This window comes from Cupriavidus sp. MPR-AND1C, from assembly GCF_058809705.1.
In genome coordinates this window covers 1-20,554 of record NZ_JBXASU010000094.1, presented here as the reverse complement: position 1 = coordinate 20,554, position 20,554 = coordinate 1, and the positions used below count along the sequence as shown (strand labels likewise).

The following is a 20,554-nucleotide window of genomic DNA, read 5'->3' as shown; positions in this document are numbered from 1 at the left end:
CCGATGCCCGCAGCCCGGAACCGAATATGAAAACCCAAGCCCTTCGACCTTCGCTCAAGACCCGCTGCGCCCGCGCCACCGCGCTGCTATGCGGCCTCTCCCTGCTGGCACCCGCGCCGCTGTGGGCCCAGCAACCGAGCCAGCCGGCGGCCCAGCCAGGCCAGCCGCCCGACCTGACCCCGCGCAACCGCGACCAGGTCGTGCTCAACTTCGTCAATGCCGACCTGGAATCGGTGGTGAAGGCGGTGGGGCAGGCGACCGGCAAGAACTTCGTCATCGACCCGCGCGTGAAAGGCTCGGTGAACCTGGTGACCGAGCAGCCGGTGTCGCGCTCGCAGGCGCTGGAAACGCTGGGCTCGGTGCTGCGCATGCAAGGCTATGCGATGGTCGAGAGCAACGGCTTCACCAAGGTAGTGCCGGAAGCCGACGCCAAGCTGCAGGGCTCGCCTATCGTGGTCGGCGGCGGCAGGTCTCGCGGCGACCAGGTGGTGACCCAGGTGTTCCGCCTCAACTATGAGTCGGCCAACAACCTGGTGCCGGTGCTGCGCCCGATGATCGCGCCGAACAACACCATCACCGCCTACCCGGCCAACAACACGCTGGTCATTACCGACTATGCCGAGAATCTGCAGCGCCTGGGCCGCATCATCGCCGCCATCGACGCGCCGGCCTCGGGCGAGGTCGAGCTCGTGCCGCTCAAGAATGCCATCGCCAGCGATACCGCGCTGGTGCTGCAAAAACTGCTGGACCCGGGTTCCGCCGGCGCTGCTGGCGGGGCGGTGGCAGGCGCCGACGCCAGCCTGCGCACCTCGGTGGTGGCGGAGCCGCGCAGCAATTCGCTGATGATCCGTGCCTCCAGCCGGGCACGGCTGCAGCAAGCGCGCCAGTTGATCGAGAAGCTCGACCAGCCCTATGCGCGCCCCGGCAATATCTGGGTGGTGCCCCTGAAGAACGCGGAAGCCACCAAGCTGGCACAGACGCTGCGCGCCATCGTCGCGGCCGACAGCTCCTTCAACACCAGCCAGTCCGGCACGCAAGGCGCAACCGGTGCGGCAGGCGTGGCCGGCGGCACAGGCCTGCTCAACACCTCGACGCCCAATACCGGCCAATACACGGGTGGCAGCACCGGCAGCTCGCGCAGCGGCTCGGGATCCGGTGGCGGCAGCTCGGCCTTCGCGAACTCGTTCGCCACCAACACGTTGCCGACCACCGGCGGCATCATCCAGGCCGACCCGGCCACCAACTCGCTGATCATCACGGCCAGCGAGCCGGTCTACCGCAACCTGCGCGCGGTGATCGAAGATCTGGACGCCCGCCGCGCGCAGGTCTATATCGAGTCGATGATCGTGGAAGTCTCTTCCACCCAGACCGGCCAGCTGGGCATCCAGTGGCAGGGCCTGCTCAACTCGCGCAACAGCAACACCAACGTCTTTGCCGGTACCAACTTCGGTACGGGCGGCCAGAACATCATCAACCTGACGGGCGCTGCCGCCGCGATCAACGCGAACGGCTCCGCCGCCATTCCGTCCGTCTCGGGCCTGGTGCCCGACCTGGCCGGCCTGAACCTGGGCATCGTCAACCGGGCGATGGGCCTGGGCGCGCTGCTGCACGCGCTTGGCGCCGACGGCAGCGTCAACCTGCTGTCCACGCCCAACCTGATCACGCTGGAGAACGAGGAAGCCAAGATCCTGATCGGGCAGAATATCCCGGTCACCACCGGCTCCTACGCGCAGACCGGCAGTTCAGCGTCGGTCACGCCATTCCAGACCTTCGACCGCAAGGACGTCGGCATCACGCTGCGGGTCAAGCCGCAGATCACCGATGGCGGCCTGGTGAAGATGCAGATCTACCAGGAATCGTCATCCGTGGTGCAGGGCACTGCTGCCCTGACCCAGGGCCCGACCACCAATGTGCGCTCGATCGAGACCAACGTACTGGTGGACGACGGCCAGATCATCGTGCTGGGCGGCCTGATCGAGGACACTTACGGCGACGGCGTGCAGAAGGTGCCGGGGCTGGGCGACCTGCCATGGATCGGCGGGCTGTTCCGCTACGAAAACAAGAACCGCGGCAAGACCAACCTGCTGGTGTTCCTGCGCCCGTACGTGATGCGCACCGCCGGCGCCACCGACCGCCTGACGCAGGACCGCTACGACTATATGCGCGGCCTGCAGCAGGGCTTCGCCTCGCCCAATATCATGGTGCGCGACGGCAATACGCCGATCCTGCCGCCGGCGGACGCGCCCATGGCACCGTTCGTCGACCCGCGCTCGCGCGGGCCGGTGCCGGGTCCGCTGCCGCTGGAGCAGACGCTGCCGCAATCGCAGCAGCAGCAGCAGCAGCAAAGGCAGCCGCAAGCCCAGGCGCCCGCGGCCAACGGCACGCCGCTGCCGCCGGGCGTCAATCTAGGCAACGCCACGGTGGACGCCGTGCGCCCGGTGAACTGAGACTCGCCATGGCCACAAGCATCGCCCCCGCCGCCATGCCCGACGAGCCGCTCGAGCCACTGGACCCGCCGTCGACCATCGCCGCGCGCCTCGTCACCTACGGCTTCGCGCGCGAGGCCCGCCTGCTGATCGCGCACCAGCACGCCGACGGCCTGGAGGTGTGGGTCAGCCGCGCCACCTCGCCCGCAGCGCTGGCCGAAGTGGCGCGCGTGCACGGGCCGCTGCGCCTGCGCGTGCTGGAGCCCGAGGCGCTGGAGCTCGCCATGTCCGAGGCCTACAACCGCCAGGACAGCGGCAGCGCCGCGCAGGTGGTTGGCGAGGTCGAGGGCGAAGTCGACCTGTCGCGGCTGATGCAGGACATTCCCGCCGTGGAAGACCTGCTGGAGTCCGAGGACGACGCCCCCATCATCCGCATGATCAACGCGCTGCTCACCCAGGCCGCGCGCGAAGGCGCCTCCGATATCCACATCGAGCCGTTCGAGTCATCCTCGGTAGTGCGCTTTCGCGTGGACGGCACGCTGCGCGACGTGGTGCGCCCGAAGAAGGCGCTGCACGGCGCGCTGATCTCGCGCATCAAGATCATGGCGCAGCTCGACATCGCGGAAAAACGCCTGCCCCAGGACGGCCGCATCACGCTGCGCGTGGGCGGGCGTCCCGTGGACGTGCGCGTCTCCACGCTGCCCACCGGCCACGGCGAGCGCGCGGTGCTGCGCCTGCTCGACAAGGAGGCCGGCCGCCTCGATCTCGCCAAGCTCGGCATGGCGCCGGGCACGCTGGGCGGCTTCGATCACCTGATCCGCCAGCCGCACGGCATCGTGCTGGTGACCGGGCCGACCGGCTCGGGCAAAACCACCACGCTGTACGCCGCGCTGTCGCGGCTCGATGCGCGCACCACCAACATCATGACGGTGGAAGACCCGATCGAGTACGACCTCGACGGCATTGGCCAGACCCAGGTCAACCCGCGCATCGACATGACTTTCGGCAAGGCGCTGCGGGCCATCCTGCGCCAGGATCCGGACGTGGTGATGATCGGCGAAATCCGCGACCTGGAAACCGCGCAGATCGCGGTGCAAGCCTCGCTGACGGGCCACCTGGTGCTGGCCACGCTGCACACCAATGACTCGGCTTCGGCGGTGACGCGGCTGGTCGACATGGGCATCGAGCCCTTCCTGCTGTCCTCGTCGCTGCTCGGCGTGCTGGCGCAGCGGCTGGTACGCCGGCTGTGCCAGCACTGCAAGCGCGAGGAAGTGATCGAAGTCACACCCGACGAAGCCGACGTGCTGCTGGCGCAAGGCAAACCGCTGCAACGCGTGTGGCATGCGGTGGGCTGCGACAAATGCGGCCACTCGGGCTACCAGGGGCGCATGGGCGTATACGAGCTGCTCAGCGTGGATGACGAAATCCGCACGATGATCCACCGCCAGTCGGCCGAATCCGAGATCAAGAAGGTGGCCCTGGAGCGCGGCATGCACACCATGCGCCGCGATGCGCAGCGCTGGATCGACTCGGGCGCGACCGCGCTGGAAGAAGTCTTGCGCGTCACGCGCGACTAAGGGCGAGCCCGCAGACATGCCAGCCTATCGTTACGAGGCCGTCGACGCCGCCGGCAAGACCGATCGCGGCGTCATCGAAGCCGACAGCCCCAAGCAGGCCCGCGGCCAGTTACGCGCGCGCGGCCTGACACCGCTCAATGTGGATCCGCTGGCAGGCGTCGGCGGCGTGCAGAAAAGCAGCACCGCTGCCTTCGTGCGCCGGCTCTCCACGCAAGAGCAGGCGCTGTTCACGCGCCAGCTCGCCAGCCTGATCGTGGCTGGCCTGCCACTGGACGAAGCACTGGCGGCGCTGGCCGACCAGGCCGAGCGCAGCTATGTGCACGAGCTGCTGGCCGGCATCCGTGCGGATGTCGTCGGCGGCAGCTCGCTATCGGTGGCGCTGTTGCACCATCCGCGCGATTTTCCGGATATCTACCGCGCGCTGGTTTCAGCCGGCGAGCACTCGGGCCACCTCGGCCTGGTGCTGGAAAAGCTGGCGGACTATATCGAGACGCGCAATTCGCTCACCGCCAAGATCCGGCTGGCCTTTACCTACCCCGCCATCGTCACCGTGGTGGCGTTCGCCATCGTGATCTTCCTGCTGTCCTATGTGGTGCCGCAGGTGGTGAGCGTCTTCGCCAACACCAAGCAGAAGCTGCCGACGCTGACCATCATCATGCTGGCGCTGTCGGATTTCGTGCGCAACTGGTGGTGGGCCGCGCTGGCGTTCATCGTGGCGGTGAGCCTGGGCATACGCAGCCTGCTGCGCCAGCCCGGTGTGCGCCTGGAATGGCACCGCTGGCTGCTGACCGCGCCGCTGGTCGGCAAGCTGATCCGGGGCTATAACACCGCACGCTTCGCCAGCACGCTCGCCATCCTGGTTTCCGCTGGCGTGCCCATCCTGCGCAGCCTGCAGGCAGCCGGGGAAACACTGACCAACGAAGCGCTCAAGGCCAATGTGGATGACGCCACCACGCGGGTGCGCGAAGGCGCCTCGCTGGCGCGCGCACTGGCCGCGCAGAACCAGTTTCCTTCCGTGCTGGTGCATTTGATACGCTCCGGCGAAGCCACCGGCAACCTGCCGATCATGCTGGAGCGCGCGGCGCAGGGCGAAGGCGCGGAGCTGGAGCGCCGCACGCTGTTCCTCACCAGCCTGCTCGAGCCGCTGCTGATCCTCAGCATGGGCGTGGTGGTGCTGCTGATCGTGCTGGCGGTGCTGATGCCGATCATCGAGATCAACCAGCTGGTACGCTAATCATGCGGCTGGCGGCACAAGCTGCTGAAATGCAAAACGGCGCCTTGCGGCGCCGTTTTACGTTCTGGCGAGTGTGGCTTATTCAGCAGCCTTCGCCGTCTTCTTCGGTGCGCGCTTGGCCGGCGCGGCGGCGGCTGCCTTCTTGGCTGCAGGCGCAGCCTTTTTGGCGGGAGCGGCGGCCTTCTTGGCCGGCGCAGCAGCCTTCTTGGCGGCTACAGCGGTCTTTTTGGCTGGTGCTTCCGCTTTCTTGGCGGGTGCGTCTGCCTTTTTGGCAGGTGCGGCAGCCTTCTTGGCGGGTGCAGCCGTCTTTTTCGCACGGGCCGGGGCCTTGGCTTTCGCCTTGACCTCAACCACGGGCTCGACCGGCTCGGCAACCTCGACCACCTCGGCGATTTCCACAACCGGAGCGGCTTCGAAGACCTCGGCAACCTCGACCGCTTCCACGACCGGCGCCACCTCGACAATCTCGATGACTTCGACGGCTTCGACGACCGCCGCCACCACGGTGGACGACGGTGCCACAAAGATCGAGCTGTCGATCGGCCACGGAATCTCGCTCAGCGTGACCTCGGGCTTGGGCGGCTTGCGGCGGCGGCCACCGTTCGATTCGCCGTTTTCGCCAGCATCGGCGTCGTCCCGCTCGTCCTCGGACTCGGCGCCGTTGTAAGCCTGCTCCACGCGCTCCAGCACGTCCATCGGATCGACCACGAACGACGGGGCGGTTTCGCTGACGGGAGCGGGGGCGGGAGCTGCAAATTCGGGCACCGGCGCGGGCTGCACAGGCAGTGCGGCCTGCTGCGCACGCTCCGGCCGCGAGCCTTGTTGCTGCGGGAAAGGCTGGCGATCGCCACCACGCCGCTTGTTGCGGCGATTCTCGCGCCGCTCGCGGTTGTCACGGTTCTCGCGGTTCTCAGCCTGAGGGCTTTCTGCCTGGGCGTTCTCGCCCTGGCGGTTCTCGCCCTGGCGGTTCTCGCCCTGGCGGTTCTCGCCCTGGCGGTTCTCGCCCTGGCGGTTCTCGGGCTGGCGATTCTCGCCCTGGCGGCTCTCGCCCTGGCGGCTCTCGCCCTGGCGGTTCTCGGGCTGGCGATTCTCGCCTTGGCGGTTCTCGGGCTGGCGATTCTCGCCCTGGCGGCTCTCGCCCTGGCGGTTCTCGGGCTGGCGCTCGTCGCCTTGGCGGGGCTCGCCTTCGCCAGACTTCGAACGGCGCTTCAGGCGCACCCACAGCGTCTTGTTGTTGTTGCCGTTGCGGGTCTCGACTTCGAACAGGCCCGTCGCAGCTACCAGCTCGGAGAGCTTGCCGTAGCCGTAGTTGCGCGAGTCGAACTCGGGTGCCTGCTTGGCGATGTGGTTGCCCATGCCGCCGAGCGTGGCCCAGCCGTCTTCGTCGGAGACCGCTTGCGAGGCGCTTTGCAGCAGGCGCACCAGGCGCGAATCCTGTCGCAGCTCGCCGCTGTTGCGCTTGCGCGCGGGCGCGGCGGCGCCGTCGGCTTCCGTATCGGTGTCGGTGTCGGCGTCGCTGCGCAGCACGTCGGCAAAGATGAACTTGTCGCAGGCCGTGACGAAGGGCTTGGGCGTCTTGCGTTCGCCAAAGCCGTACACGGTCAGGCCCTGCTCGCGGATGCGCGAGGCCAGGCGGGTGAAATCGCTGTCGCTGGAGACGATGCAGAAGCCGTCGAAGCGGCCCGTGTACAGCAGGTCCATCGCGTCGATGATCATCGCGCTGTCGGTGGCGTTCTTGCCGACCGTGTAGCGGAACTGCTGGATCGGCTGGATGGAGTGCGACAGCAGGCGCTCCTTCCAGCCAGCCAGGTTGGGCTTGGTCCAGTCGCCGTAGATGCGCTTGACGGCGGCTACGCCGTACTTGGCGACTTCGGCCAGCAGGCCTTCGACGATGGCGGGCGCCGCATTGTCGGCGTCGATCAGCACAGCCAGGGTCGCGGTGCCCTGGCGGGAGGAAATAGTCATGTTGGGTCCTGGAGGCCGGTCGGCCTCGGATGGGGCGGGTTGCACCGGGGCACAATCCCTGAAGATATGGCGCACGGTCCGCATCTGCCCGTTTGTTGCGTAAACCTGTTTGCAACGCAGTGTACACGCGAAGCGTGTCCATTCGGGAAAGCACGCCTGTGGCGGGCGCGCTTTTTGCTGCGTCGCAAGGTGCCGCCCCCTTGGGGGCGGTGCTACCATGCGGCAACGAGACACGGCCGTTCTCCGCCTTCACAAGAGGCGGCGCGCGGTCACCCACAACTGAAGTGAGTCGGTGATCCCGACTGCATGTCCCATAGAGGAGCACCTATGAATGCCCCCCTGACCCCTCCGGTCAGCGACGCCATCCGCCGCGCGCTCGCAAACGTTTCCCTGGAAGACAAATACACGCTGGAGCGTGGCCGCGTTTATATCAGCGGCACGCAGGCGCTGGTACGCCTGCCGATGCTGCAGCGCGAGCGCGACCGCGCCGCCGGCCTGAACACGGCCGGCTTTATCTCTGGCTACCGCGGCTCGCCGCTAGGCGCGCTGGACCAGTCGCTATGGAAGGCCAAGCAGCATCTGGCCGCGCACGACATCGTGTTCCGGGCGGGATTGAATGAAGACCTGGCTGCCACCTCGGTATGGGGCTCGCAGCAGGTGAACATGTATCCGGACGCCAGGTTCGAAGGCGTGTTCGGCATGTGGTACGGCAAGGGCCCGGGCGTGGACCGCACGAGCGACGTCTTCAAGCACGCCAACTCGGCCGGCTCCTCCAGGCACGGCGGCGTGCTGGTGCTGGCGGGCGACGACCACGCCGCCAAATCGTCCACGCTGGCGCACCAGTCCGAGCACATCTTCAAGGCCTGCGGCCTGCCGGTGCTCTATCCCTCGAACGTGCAGGAGTATCTCGACTACGGCTTGCATGCCTGGGCCATGAGCCGCTACTCCGGCCTGTGGGTGTCGATGAAATGCGTGACCGATGTGGTGGAGTCATCGGCATCGGTGGAGCTGGATCCGCATCGCGTGGAGATCGTGCTGCCGCAGGATTTCATCCTGCCGCCGGGCGGCCTGAACATCCGCTGGCCCGATCCGCCGCTGGAACAGGAAGCGCGCCTGCTCGACTACAAGTGGTACGCCGGCCTGGCCTATGTGCGCGCCAACAAGATCGACCGCATTGAGATCGATTCGCCGCATGCGCGCTTCGGCATCATGACCGGCGGCAAGGCTTATCTCGACACGCGCCAGGCGCTGGCCAACCTGGGCCTGGACGATGAGACCTGCGCACGCATCGGCATCCGCCTGTACAAGGTGGGCTGCGTGTGGCCGCTGGAAGCGCACGGCGCGCGCGCCTTTGCCGAAGGCTTGCAGGAAATCCTGGTGGTCGAAGAAAAGCGCCAGATCATGGAGTACGCGCTCAAGGAAGAGCTCTACAACTGGCGCGACGACGTGCGCCCCAAGGTCTACGGCAAGTTCGACGAAAAAGACAACGCAGGCGGCGAATGGTCGATCCCGCAGAGCAACTGGCTGCTGCCGGCGCACTATGAACTGTCGCCCGCCATCATTGCCCGCGCCATCGCCACGCGGCTCGACAAGTTCGAGTTGCCCGCCGACGTGCGCGCGCGCATCGCCGCGCGCATCGCGGTGATCGAGGCCAAGGAAAAAGCCATGGCCGTGCCACGCGTGGCGGCCGAGCGCAAGCCCTGGTTCTGTTCGGGCTGCCCGCACAACACCTCCACCAACGTGCCCGAAGGCTCGCGCGCGCTGGCCGGCATCGGCTGCCACTACATGACGGTGTGGATGGACCGCAGCACCAGCACCTTCAGCCAGATGGGCGGCGAAGGCGTGGCATGGATCGGGCAGGCGCCCTTCGCCGGCGACAAGCATGTGTTCGCCAACCTGGGCGACGGCACCTATTTCCACTCCGGCCTGCTGGCGATTCGCGCATCGATCGCGGCAGGCGTCAACATCACCTACAAGATCCTCTACAACGACGCAGTCGCCATGACCGGCGGCCAGCCGATCGACGGCAAGCTGTCGGTGCAGGACGTGGCCAACCAGGTTGCGGCCGAGGGCGCCAGGAAAATCGTCGTCGTCACCGACGAGCCGGAGAAATACAGCGCCGCCATCAAGCTGCCGCAAGGCGTGGAAGTGCACCACCGCGACGAGCTCGACAGGATCCAGCGCGAGCTGCGCGAGGTGCCCGGCGCCACCATCCTGATCTACGACCAGACCTGCGCCACCGAAAAGCGCCGGCGCCGCAAGCGCGGCACCTACCCCGATCCGGCCAAGCGCGCCTTCATCAACGACGCGGTCTGCGAAGGCTGCGGCGACTGCTCGGTGAAGTCGAACTGCCTGTCGGTGGAGCCACTGGAAACGGAGCTTGGCACCAAGCGGCAGATCAACCAGTCGTCCTGCAACAAGGACTTCTCGTGCGTCAACGGCTTCTGCCCGAGCTTCGTCACGGCCGAAGGCGCGCAGGTGAAGAAGCCCGAGCGCCACGGCGTGTCGATGGACAACCTGCCCGCCTTGCCGCAACCGGCGCTGCCCGGCCTTGAGCATCCCTACGGCGTGCTGGTCACGGGCGTGGGCGGCACCGGCGTGGTCACCATCGGCGGCCTGCTCGGCATGGCCGCGCACCTGGAAAACAAGGGCGTAACCGTGCTCGACATGGCCGGCCTGGCGCAAAAGGGCGGCGCGGTGCTCTCGCACGTGCAGATTGCCGCGCACCCGGACCAGCTCCACGCCACCCGCATCGCCATGGGCGAAGCGGACCTGGTGATTGGCTGCGACGCCATCGTCAGCGCCATCGACGATGTCATCTCCAAGACCCAGGTAGGACGCACGCGCGCCATCGTCAACACGGCACAGACGCCCACCGCCGAGTTCATCAAGAATCCCAAGTGGCAGTTCCCCGGCCTGTCGGCGGAACAGGATGTGCGCAATGCCGTGGGCGAGGCATGCGACTTCATCAACGCCAGCGGCCTGGCCGTGGCGCTGATCGGCGACGCCATCTTCACCAACCCGCTGGTGCTGGGCTACGCCTGGCAAAAGGGCTGGCTGCCGCTATCGCTGGACGCGCTGGTGCGCGCCATCGAGCTCAACGGCACGGCGGTGGAAAAAAACAAGGCCGCCTTCGACTGGGGCCGCCACATGGCGCACGACCCGGAGCATGTGCTGTCGCTCACCGGCAAGCTGCGCAACACCGCCGAAGGCGCGGAAGTGGTCAAGCTGCCCACCTCCTCCGGCGCCCTGCTGGAAAAGCTGATCGCGCACCGCGCCGAGCACCTGACTGCTTATCAGGATGCCGCTTACGCGCAAACCTTCCGCGACACGGTGAGCCGTGTGCGCGCGGCGGAAAGCGCACTGGTTGGCAATGGCAAGCCGCTGCCGCTGACCGAAGCGGCGGCACGCAACCTGTCCAAGCTGATGGCCTACAAGGACGAGTATGAAGTCGCGCGCCTTTATACCGATCCGATCTTCCTCGACAAGCTGCGCAACCAGTTCGAAGGCGAGCCCGGGCGCGACTACCAGCTCAATTTCTGGCTGGCGCCACCGCTGATGGCCAAGCGCGACGAGAAGGGGCATCTTGTGAAGCGCCGCTTCGGTCCCTCCACCATGAAGCTCTTCGGCGTGCTGGCCAAGCTCAAAGGCCTGCGCGGCGGCGTGTTCGATGTGTTCGGCAGGACCGCCGAGCGCCGCACCGAGCGCGCCCTGATCGGCGAGTATCGTGCGTTGCTGGAGGAGCTGACGCGTGGTTTGAGCGCAGCCAATCACGCGACCGCGATCACGCTGGCCAGCCTGCCCGACGACATTCGCGGCTTCGGGCACGTCAAGGACGACAACCTGGCGAAAGTGCGTACGCGCTGGACGGCGCTGCTTGAGCAATTCCGGCATCCGGAGACGGCGCAGCGGGTGGCTTGAGTTTCAGGTTGAACGGAGCGCCGCCGCGAAGGGGCGCTCCGCTTGCGGACGGACCCCACATTTTTCTGAAATGTGGGGTTTTTTGTTTCCGGCGTAGCCGCTGGCGGAGCCAATTCTTACTTCGCACAGCAAGATGGCACTACATATCCCGTTGTACGGAATGCAGTATCCCCCATCCCACGGCGCCTGAATCGCATTGATCGACCTCTTCGTCCGCTGACGGCAAAACTCAGCCCTTACTGGTGGACGACGCCGGTATCCTCTGGCATCGGCAGCCCGGTGAACTTCACCCTATGAGTAGGCAGGTCGCAACAGACATGTGGGCATGCAGGAAGAAAATCGACCTCTACCGCGCGACCTGACTCCCCCATTGCGGGATCATCCAGAAACGTTGCCTGTGCGCTGGTATGAATCCTTGTGGGATTGAATCCCCGGCCGACAAGAAAGTGACGAACTGCCTCGGCACGCGCGCTGACAAGTCGCCGCCCACCTGTATCGCCACCGACCAGATATGCCGCAATGAAGAAATAGTCGTAGTTCGGGTAGTGAACCCGCAGGTCCGCGAGCCAGGTCCCAAGCTTGAGTGCCGCACTGGCATTCAGCGTGTGTCCATTCTTCGGGAACTGAAGGTCCACTCCCTTCACGCGTGGACTGCAAGCGAAGGCCACGCTATTCGACAGGCACATCGCCAGCATCGCGCATCCGGCCCACCGCCGATGCGAACTCGCCGATCCTGGTCTATTTCGGTTGGTCATGATCCCCCCGATCAGCCTGTTTCGCATCCATTGGTTTGGGTCCAGGACAGCACGGATGGGGGCAGCGCGGGATGATTGAAATCTCCGCAACATTGGTGAGGTGGCGCAGTTCCGGACCTGGGCTCAGGCCGTCGCTGAATCTACGGACAGCTGATTCCTCAATGTCCACCTTGTCGATACCCATATTCGAAAGCGTAGACAATAGGTTCTTTCGCCTCTGCTCGGCCAGCTTGGCTGACACACCTACGCGCGCATTCTGGCGAACATAGACCAGATACTTCCCTCCACTCGGGAGCCACAGCCTAAGTTGTGCCCGCCAATTTGCCAGACGCATGACCTCACTTGCCGATAGATCAGATCGACCATTTGAAAACACGGGCTCGTAGTCAACATACCCCAAGGTGCACCCCATTGTGGGAAGCGAGAACAAGAATATAGTCGCAACGAGTAGCTTTTTCACTATGGCCTCCACACCGGCGTCAATCCATCCCAATTTGGAATGTTTGCAACGTAGGCAGCGATACTATCCGCATTATTCAGGCAGAACTTATCGCGAGCAGCCTGCTTTTGTGCCCACTTGATATTGCTCCATGAATCCTCCGTATTCATTGCAGATGGAAAATGCGACACCTCATGAATCAAAGTCGTTAGTTTGGAATCGTTCGCCGATGGAGTAACATTATTTCGATTAGCTTCATCCGGCATCGTGCAGAAAAGGTGTCCAATAAAAATTGAATACGTCCCGTCCGGCTTGCAGATGGAGGCTGCCGCTGGAATCTCCCCATCCTTCGCCCGCGGCACGCACCCAACCCGCGCAAGCCCTTCCATCGTATAGCGCTCATAGTTCCCACCGGTCAGCCCGCGCATGATCTCCCGCATCCGGGTCAACCCATCACGCAATGTCTCGCGCGTATCGTCCCTTGCATTGCCAAACCAAAGCCTGACCTTGTCCTGATCCGCCCGATTCCACCGGTCCAGTTCGACCAGACGGTCAGCCAGCAGCCGCACAGCCTTGTCGCGCAGCCGGTTCATCGTGGCGTGGAACTCCGCGTTGCTCATGTTCTGGCAGATCAGCGTGGGATCGTTTTCAGACGTTTCCCTGGGCACCGCCGCCACCATTTTGTTCGACGCCTCCACCGGCGCGGCGGCAGCGCTATCCGCCGGCAAATGCGTGTGACCGCCACGGGTCACCTCAATGGTGAAGGTGTTCTGCGAGGCAATGACAATCGGCTTGACGGCACATTTGCAGTTGACGCGGGCGCCTTCCACCAGGATCTGCTTGTCCGTCAGGCTGAACGCCGGGTAGCAATCATTGGTGACGGTGCCGCCGCTCTTGCACACCGGGCAGGTGGCAAAGTCCCCTTCGACGCCAACCCGCGCGCCGTCGTGCGTCATCTCTCCGGTGCCCATCAGCATGCCGTTGTTACTGGTGCGATCCCCATCGCGAAGCGCACATCGCAAATGCATCATAAGAAGACCTCTCTGATAGCGTGTTCTTGCTGAAACTCGATAGCCGGCCTGAAGCCAACCGTTCAGGCAACCGCCTTGCGTTCCGGCTTGTCGAAGAAAACCTCGATGGGCACGAAGTGCCATTGCGCGGCTTCGGGGTCGTAGAGGGCGACCTGGTTGATCTGCGCGCCCACGCAGACCGTTCCCGGCATGCGCTGTATGGCCAGCGCCACCGCCTGATGCCGTTGCTGTTCCGTCCACGTTTCGATCAGGCTATGCGAATCCGCGTGCGCGAACAGCCCGGCGTGTTCGCGCAGGCGTTCGTACCTGGCAATGCCTTGCTGGTCGATCTCGAGTTCGATGGCATCGCGCTGCGCTGGCGGGATCTCGTCGGTCTGCACCATGCAAACGCTGGCGAGCGCCCCTTTGCGCCGGACCACGATCCGGCCGTCGCTCGCAGCCCAGCCGCAGTGCAGGTTGATATGGAGCTTTCCGCCGCTGTCCCGGATCAAGGTCCGGGGATCGAATGCCGCCGCATGCACGACGTGATATGGCTTGCCCGGGCTAGACACGAACGCCGCGTTCAGCAGTGCGTCAAAGGGCGAGATATGGACGGCCAGTGCCGAGCCGGCATCGGCATTGCCCTCCTCCACGAACTCGCATGAGGCGTTGCACCAGTCCGGCTGGCCTTCACCTGGCGCGTAGTTGATCAGCACGAACAGCGCTGGCCGGGTGTGCAGAACGTGCCCGCATGGGCGAAAGGGCGTGTTGGGCAGCGCCATATCAGTGCACCTCCTATAGGTTACATTCGGGGTGCCTCAATCTATACCCAACATGGCGCGATAAAAGAGTAGGAAATTTCTGCTTTTGCTTGGGGATTGCGCGAAGGCAGGGGTAAAGACACTGCTGACGCGGCGATATCAGCCGTCCCGATGCTTCAACGCGAACAGCGTCATCCCCCAGAACGGCACCCACCAGATCAGGTCGCTGCACAGCACGAACAAGCCGCTGCGCCATGCGAACACGCCGGTCAGCGCGCCATGCAGGAAACCCAGCGGCCCCAGCGTCTTGCCGACGAGTCCCACCACCACCAGAGGCCAGTAGCGCAGCATGTCCTGCGCCGCGATCCAGTAGCCCAGCGCGTAGACGCCCACCATCATGCCGATGCAGCGGATCATGGCATCGGGCGTGGCCGGCATGCCCAGCCAGTCGAAGATCTGCGACGGCCACAGGCTCAGCGCAATCGCATAGAGCAGGTTATAGACGGCTGCCAGCCGCAGTACGGCGGGCATCCACGCCGGTACGCGGGGCAGGCTGGCGCACGCGCTGTGCCCGATGGTAGGGTTGGACCTCATGCCACATTCTCCAGGTAAGTCTCGGGTTCAGATTCAGGTTCGCGGATGGTCAGCACGCCGTCGTAGCGCAGCAGGTAGCCCAGGCGCGGCGCCCAAATGCGCACATCGCAGCGATAGCTGTGCGCATCCCGTGCGCGTTCGCTGGCCAGCACGTGCAGCCACGGCACGGTCAGGCCGAACAGGCTGACGCCACGGCTGGCCTGCCACAGCCGGCCGGTGCCATCGACACGCGTTGCCAGCACGATTGCCAGCGGCCCCATGCGTTCCGTCACCTGCCCGGCCCGCGCGAGCCGCATGCGGCTCGCCACGGTGTGCCCGCCGATGCTGCGGTGCCAGCGCTCGCCGGCGGGCTCCGGTGAGATGGTCACAAGGGTCGCCGCCGCCACCGTGGGCCGGGGCAACGCCGACAGCCGCATCAGCGCGCGCAGCCAGCGCCGCGCGCTCCAGCGCACTCTCAGCGTGCCGCGCAGGTGCACGCCCTCGGCACGATGCACGCGCTGCAGCACCGGCGGCAGGCTGGCAAGGGCGGCACCCAGCATGGTCCCGTACAGGCTTTGCGGGCCGGCGTGCGTGCCCTGCGCGGCTAACGTGTTCATCGACGTGCCCGCCCGTTGCCGAGCAGGTCCTCCAGCGCCAGTTGCAGGGTCGGGAAGCGAAAGGCATAGCCCTCGTGCTGCAGGCGCGCCGGCGCCACGCGCAGCCCGTCGAGCAGCAGCGTGGCCTGCTCGCCCAGCGCCAGCCGCATCGGCCATGCGGGCGTGGGCATGAAGGCGGGCCGGCGCAGCAGCGCAGCAGCCGCGCGCACAAACCCGGCCTGGCTCGGGTTATCTGGCGCGACCAGGTTATAGGTGGCGACAGCCGCCGGGGCGGCTTGCGCGGCGTCGCCCCGGCAGAGCCAGGCGATCACGCCGAGCACGTCGTGGATGTGTACCCAGCTCTGCGCTTGCCGGCCGCTGCCCATCGGACCGCCAACGCCGAGCCACACCGGCATCAGCATGGCGGGCAGCGCGCCTTGATGGCCATAGACCACGCCGAGGCGCAGGATGGCTAGCGGGATGCCGAGCGGCGTCACCGCGCGGGCCGCGTCCTCCCACTGCTGGCACAACTGCGAGGCAAAGATGTCTTGCGGCGCGCTGGCCTCCGTCCGCTGGCTCAGGTCGTCGTCACCCTGGATGCCGTAGAAGCCCACCGCCGAGCCATTGATCATCAGGCGCGGCCGGTACGCTGCGGCGGCCAGCCACGCTGCCAGCGCGCGCGTGGTGCCCACGCGGCTTTCCACCAGGCTGCGCTTGCGTGCGGCGGACCAGCGCGGGCCAAGGATGGGCGCGCCGGCAAGGTTGATCACCACGTCGAAGCGCACGGCCGGATCGATCTGCGCCAGCGAGCCGACGCATGCGGCGCGGCCGTCGAACAACTGGGCAGCCACGCGCGGGTTGCGCGCCCAGATCGTCACCCGATGGCCATCGGCCAGCAGCGAGCGCACCAGCGCCTGCCCGATAAAGCCGGTGCCGCCGGTCAGCAGGAACGACTGCGCGCGCCGCGAGGGATCAGCGCCGGCGAAATCGAACGACGGCGTAGCACCAGCGCGGGCCGCCAGCGAGCGGCTTGCGAACGCATCGCGCACGCCAGAGGCGGCCACGCCGAGCGCGAACACGCTCAGCACCCAGCTTTGCCAGCCTTGCGGATGGAAGTGCAGGCCCGAGGGCAGTTTCCACCAGGCTTGCGAATGCCAGGCCAGCAGGCCGAAGATCACACCACCGTTGATGGCCAGCACGGTATGCGTCACCCGCTCGCTCGGCGGCAGGCTGCGGGTCTGGTCTTCCACCACGAAGTCACGCAGCGTGAGCAGGATCTCGATGGCAACGATGGCCCATAGCGGCACCAGCCAGGCGCCACCCCAGGCAAACCAGGCCAGGCCGCCAAACAGCACGCCGTACAGCACCGCCCGGATCGCGTGCAGGCGCAGCTCCGGCGCGGCGTTGTGCTGCTGGGGCAAGGCGCAGCGCAGTTCGTGATGCCAGACGGTATCGAAGGCACCCATCAATCCCTGCACGATCAGCAGGTTGAGGATGACGGTGTAGAGCGTGCCGCTGGTGGGGTCCATCTCAAGCATCCTTATTTACATTAATTTCTGTCTTAAGAGAAATGCCCGGTCAAAAAAAGCGGCCACTGCGGCGGCCTGCTTTTCATGCCTGTGCATGCCTGTGTTACTTGCCGGCTTCGCGGGCGCGCTGGTCGCCACGTACCAGTTTCTGGATACGCGCGCCGAGCTTCATCACCTTGACCAGGGTATCGGGCGACAGGCGCAGCATTTCGTCGCCCCAGCTGCCCAGCGTTTCCATCAGCTGCAAGGTGGCGATGATGCGCTTTTGCACTTCCTTGCTCTCCCTGGCGAACGCGGGATTGTTCACGCATTCGTGCAAGGCATCGATGGTGGGATCGAACTCGCGCTGCTTGCGCTCGCGTACCACGGTGCGGAACAGGTCCCACACATCGGTGATGGTCTCGAAGTGATCGCGCCGGTCGCCCATCATGTGCACGGTGCGGATCAGCTTCCAGTTCTGCAACTCCTTCAGGCTGTTGCTGACGTTGGAGCGTGCGACGTTGAGCGTGTCGGCGATTTCCTCGGCCGGCAGCGGATGCTCGGCAAGGAACAGCAGGGCGTGAATCTGCGCGACGGTGCGATTGACGCCCCACCTGGAGCCCATTTCGCCCCAGTGCAGGACGAAGCGTTGTGCGACTGGTTGAAGTTCCATGCCTCACAGTTTATCTGTTCGGAAATTTCCGTCAAGACAGAAATTCAACTTCCTTGCAGTCAACCTATGGCGGCCAGGTTCAGGCCGGCTGCGCCAGCGTACTCTCGTTCTCCTTCACGTACATCGAGTTGCGCGGACGCGCGAACACGCGCCGCACCATGGGCTCGAAGAAGGACAGCGGCAGCGTGTCGTAGTCCTGCATGAAGGCCGCGCCGTCGTACTTGGCGCAGAACTCCGCGGTGCGCTCGAACAGCGCGGGCTGGTCGCGGAATTGCTCGCGCAGGTTGCGGTCCAGACCCAGGTGATGGAAGAAGTAGTAGCCCTGGAACACACCGTGCTTCTCCACCATCCACAGGTTCTCCGGGCTGACGAAGGGCTTGAGGATGGCGGCGGCGATGTCGGGATGGTTGAAGCTGCCGAGCGTGTCGCCGATATCGTGCAGCAGCGCGCATACCACGTACTCCTCGTCGCGCCCGTCGCGGTGGGCCAGGGTGGCGGTCTGCAGGCAGTGGGTCAGGCGGTCGATGGGAAAGCCGCCGCAGTCGCCGTCGAGCAGTCGCAGGTGATCGAGCACGCGGTCGGCCAGCGCCTGCGCAAAGGGCATGAACTCGGCGGATATCGCCGCCCAGTCCTCGCGCGTGCCTTGTTCCATGTGGCTGAAGGTGGCGCGGGCGTGCGTGGTCGTTTCGCTCATTGTGGGGTCTCCGTGCAGGCTGATCCTGCTTGTTTTGTTTGTGATGAACAACGATTGAACAAACATTGAGCAACGATTCTGGCACAGGTTTGGCGGCTACACTGTCAAGGACTTAACATTGCCGCCGCATGCCGCGGCGCATCAATCCGCATGCAGATCCGCCCTTACCTGCCCGCCGACGAAGCCGCCATCATCGATCTCTGGCAAGCCTGCGGCCTGACCCGGCCGTGGAATGACCCGAAGAAGGACATTGCCCGCAAGCTGACCGAGCAGCCCGAGCTGTTCCTGGTGGGCGAAGTGGAGGGCCACCCGGTGGCATCGGCCATGGTCGGCTTTGACGGCCATCGCGGCTGGGTCTACTACCTGGCGGTGCACCCGGATCACCAGCGCCGCGACTACGGCCGCCGCCTGATGGCACACGCCGAGCAGTTGCTGATCGAGCGCGGCTGCCCCAAGATCAACCTGCTGGTGCGCACTGGCAACAGCAAGGTCATCGACTTCTACCGCAGTCTCGGGTACGCGCAGGACGAGGCGGTCAGCCTGGGCAAGCGGCTGATTCCGGATATCTGAGCGCTGGGCGCGCAGGGAGTTTTGGCCATGTTCCGCATCCTCGGCATCGATCACCTTGTCCTGCGTACCGGCGACGTGACGGCGCTCATGCGCTTCTATGTGGACGTGCTTGGCTGCAGCGTCGAACGCGTGCAGGCGCAATTCGGCCTGATCCAGTTACGCGCGGGCGGCGGGCTGATCGACCTGGTAGCGTTGGACGGCCCGCTGGGCCTTGCCGGCGGCGCCGGGCCGGGCAGGCAGGGCCGCAACCTCGACCACTTCTGCCTGCGCCTCGATCCGTTCGATGCCGATGCGATCGGCGCCCACTTGCGCGCGCACGGCGTGGAACCGGGTCCGGTGGAGATGCGCTTCGGCGCCGAAGGCAAAGGCCCGTCGATCTACGTGCACGACCCGGACGGCAACATGGTGGAGCTCAAAGGGCCGCCCACGGGCAAGCAATAGCCGCCGGGCCATGTGACGCAAGGCGGGCATTGCGCCTGGATGCCCGCTACAATTCCCGCTCCCCCCTCGCCGCCCAGCGCGCCATCCGCCTCCTCACGGCGGCCACCGCGCGGCGGTACATACCGCGTCCAGGCGCGCCATGACACGACAAGACGCCCCACCCGGCCCACGCGCCATCTCGCCACGCCAGCTGGTCTGGACCCTCGGCATCACCGAAACGATCTCCTGGGGCACGCTGTATTTCGCCTTCACCGTGTTCATCGGGCCGATGAGCGCGGCGCTGGGCTACTCCAAGCCCTTCCTTGCCGGCGGCTATTCGCTCGGGCTGCTGGTCTGGGCGATGTGCTCGTTCGCGGTGGGCCGCCTGCTCGACCGCGTGCCGGCGCGCGCCGTGATGTGCACGGGTTCCGTGCTGGCCGGCACCGGCCTGCTGCTGTGGGCGTGGAGCCCGAACCAGGCGGCCTTCTTGCTGATGTGGATACCGATGGGGCTGGCCATGGCGACCACGCTGTACGAGCCCGCCTTCGTCGTGCTGCGCCAGGCCTTTGGCGATGGCTACCAGAAGTCCATCGTCACCGTGACGCTGATGGCGGGCTTTGCCAGCACCATCTTCGTGCCGCTGGCGCAATGGCTGGTGCTGCACCTGGGCTGGCGCGAGACGCTGCTGTGCTTCGCCGGGCTCAACCTCTTCGTTTGCGCGCCCTTGCACGCCCGCCTGCGCTATGCGGCGCATGCCACTTACGCGGCCGCGCCGGCGCCGGCCCCGCTGGCGGATGCCGCGCAACCGGGCATCGCCGGCATCGCACTGCGCCAGCCGGTGTTCTGGGCCGTGGTGCTGGCCTTCACCGCGCTGGCGGTGATTGCCTCGTTGCTGGGTGCCCACCTGATCCCGATGCTGACCGAAAAGGGCTTGCCGCTGGGCGAGCAACTGGTGGTGGCGGCGCTGATCGGCCCGGCGCAGGTGGTCGGCCGCCTGGTGATGATGCGTTTTCCCGTGCGTCACCCGCTGCGGCTGTCGCTGCCGGTCTATCTGGTGATGTGTCTGGGCCTGCTGTGCTTTGCGCTCGGCTATGGCAAATGGCTGATGCTGGCGGCGGTGCTGTACGGCTGCGCCAACGGCATCAACACCATGCTGCGCGCCATGGCCATGCCGGAACTGATCTCGCGCCACCATTACGCCACCCTCAACGGCCTGATGATGACGCCTGTGCTGCTGATGCAGGCCGCCGCGCCCTGGCTGGGCGCATTGCTGTGGCGCGCCGCGGGCGGCTACTGGCTGATGCTGTGGGTGATGGTGGCGCTGGCGCTGACGGCGCTGGCGGCTTTCAGCTTTGCCCTGCACCGGCGCGGGCTGCTGCGCACGGCCAGCCACACGGCGGCGGCGTAGCCGGCCACGCTGGCCGGCTACGCC

General features: G+C 66.0%; 16 protein-coding genes. 7 read left to right on the top strand and 9 right to left on the bottom strand.

Annotation, left to right across the window (positions count from 1 at the left end):
- Positions 1-26: 26 nt before the first annotated feature.
- The 3 genes from gspD to gspF are packed head-to-tail and all read left to right on the top strand — an operon-like array spanning position 27 to position 5,237.
- On the top strand, positions 27-2,447 hold the full coding sequence (gene gspD / locus AC1RWI_RS31855) for a type II secretion system secretin GspD (RefSeq protein WP_492870336.1): 2,421 nt from the start codon (positions 27-29) through the stop codon (positions 2,445-2,447).
- 8 nt (positions 2,448-2,455) lie between these two features.
- Positions 2,456-4,003 (top strand): type II secretion system ATPase GspE, encoded by a 1,548-nt coding sequence (gspE, locus tag AC1RWI_RS31850; protein WP_043350438.1) that lies wholly within the window; start codon positions 2,456-2,458, stop codon positions 4,001-4,003.
- Positions 4,004-4,019: 16 nt separating this feature from the next.
- Entirely contained in the window at positions 4,020-5,237 is a 1,218-nt protein-coding gene (gene gspF / locus AC1RWI_RS31845; protein ID WP_043350441.1) for a type II secretion system inner membrane protein GspF, read from the top strand.
- Between the two features lie 78 nt (positions 5,238-5,315).
- On the opposite strand, the gene AC1RWI_RS31840 is transcribed toward gspF, so the two are convergent.
- Positions 5,316-7,202, bottom strand: coding sequence for an NYN domain-containing protein (locus AC1RWI_RS31840; RefSeq protein WP_492870334.1), 1,887 nt, complete (start codon positions 7,200-7,202; stop codon positions 5,316-5,318).
- Between the two features lie 327 nt (positions 7,203-7,529).
- Here AC1RWI_RS31840 and AC1RWI_RS31835 point away from each other — a divergent pair, with 327 nt between their 5' ends.
- A complete protein-coding gene (locus AC1RWI_RS31835; RefSeq protein ID WP_492870333.1) occupies positions 7,530-11,123 on the top strand; it encodes an indolepyruvate ferredoxin oxidoreductase family protein in 3,594 nt (1,197 codons plus the stop codon).
- A gap of 236 nt (positions 11,124-11,359) precedes the next feature.
- Here the strand turns inward: AC1RWI_RS31835 and AC1RWI_RS31830 are convergent, their stop codons facing one another.
- From AC1RWI_RS31830 to AC1RWI_RS31795, 8 genes are all read right to left on the bottom strand, one after another.
- Positions 11,360-11,767 carry an OmpA family protein gene (locus AC1RWI_RS31830; RefSeq protein ID WP_492870331.1) on the bottom strand — a complete coding sequence of 136 codons (408 nt, stop codon included), beginning with the start codon at positions 11,765-11,767 and terminating at the stop codon, positions 11,360-11,362.
- 570 nt (positions 11,768-12,337) lie between these two features.
- Positions 12,338-13,294 (bottom strand): M35 family metallo-endopeptidase, encoded by a 957-nt coding sequence (locus tag AC1RWI_RS31825; RefSeq protein WP_492870330.1) that lies wholly within the window; start codon positions 13,292-13,294, stop codon positions 12,338-12,340.
- A 116-nt stretch (positions 13,295-13,410) separates the two neighbouring features.
- Positions 13,411-14,109 carry a hypothetical protein gene (locus AC1RWI_RS31820; RefSeq protein WP_492870329.1) on the bottom strand — a complete coding sequence of 233 codons (699 nt, stop codon included), beginning with the start codon at positions 14,107-14,109 and terminating at the stop codon, positions 13,411-13,413.
- A gap of 138 nt (positions 14,110-14,247) precedes the next feature.
- A complete protein-coding gene (locus AC1RWI_RS31815) occupies positions 14,248-14,682 on the bottom strand; it encodes a hypothetical protein (protein ID WP_492870328.1) in 435 nt (144 codons plus the stop codon).
- Positions 14,679-15,278 (bottom strand): DUF4166 domain-containing protein, encoded by a 600-nt coding sequence (locus AC1RWI_RS31810; RefSeq protein WP_492870327.1) that lies wholly within the window; start codon positions 15,276-15,278, stop codon positions 14,679-14,681. Before AC1RWI_RS31810 ends, AC1RWI_RS31815 begins: the two co-directional genes overlap by 4 nt.
- Entirely contained in the window at positions 15,275-16,786 is a 1,512-nt protein-coding gene (locus AC1RWI_RS31805; RefSeq protein ID WP_492870326.1) for a TIGR01777 family oxidoreductase, read from the bottom strand. Before AC1RWI_RS31805 ends, AC1RWI_RS31810 begins: the two co-directional genes overlap by 4 nt.
- 103 nt (positions 16,787-16,889) lie before the next feature.
- A complete protein-coding gene (locus tag AC1RWI_RS31800) occupies positions 16,890-17,438 on the bottom strand; it encodes a GbsR/MarR family transcriptional regulator (protein WP_043350456.1) in 549 nt (182 codons plus the stop codon).
- A 79-nt stretch (positions 17,439-17,517) separates the two neighbouring features.
- Entirely contained in the window at positions 17,518-18,132 is a 615-nt protein-coding gene (locus AC1RWI_RS31795; RefSeq protein ID WP_043350459.1) for an HD domain-containing protein, read from the bottom strand.
- Positions 18,133-18,282: 150 nt separating this feature from the next.
- Here AC1RWI_RS31795 and AC1RWI_RS31790 point away from each other — a divergent pair, with 150 nt between their 5' ends.
- From AC1RWI_RS31790 to AC1RWI_RS31780, 3 genes are all read left to right on the top strand, one after another.
- Positions 18,283-18,702, top strand: a complete 420-nt coding sequence (locus AC1RWI_RS31790; RefSeq protein WP_492870324.1) for a GNAT family acetyltransferase — start codon at positions 18,283-18,285, stop codon at positions 18,700-18,702.
- A gap of 27 nt (positions 18,703-18,729) precedes the next feature.
- Entirely contained in the window at positions 18,730-19,143 is a 414-nt protein-coding gene (locus tag AC1RWI_RS31785) for a VOC family protein (protein ID WP_492870323.1), read from the top strand.
- Positions 19,144-19,282: 139 nt separating this feature from the next.
- Entirely contained in the window at positions 19,283-20,530 is a 1,248-nt protein-coding gene (locus AC1RWI_RS31780; protein ID WP_492870322.1) for an MFS transporter, read from the top strand.
- Positions 20,531-20,554: the final 24 nt, after the last annotated feature.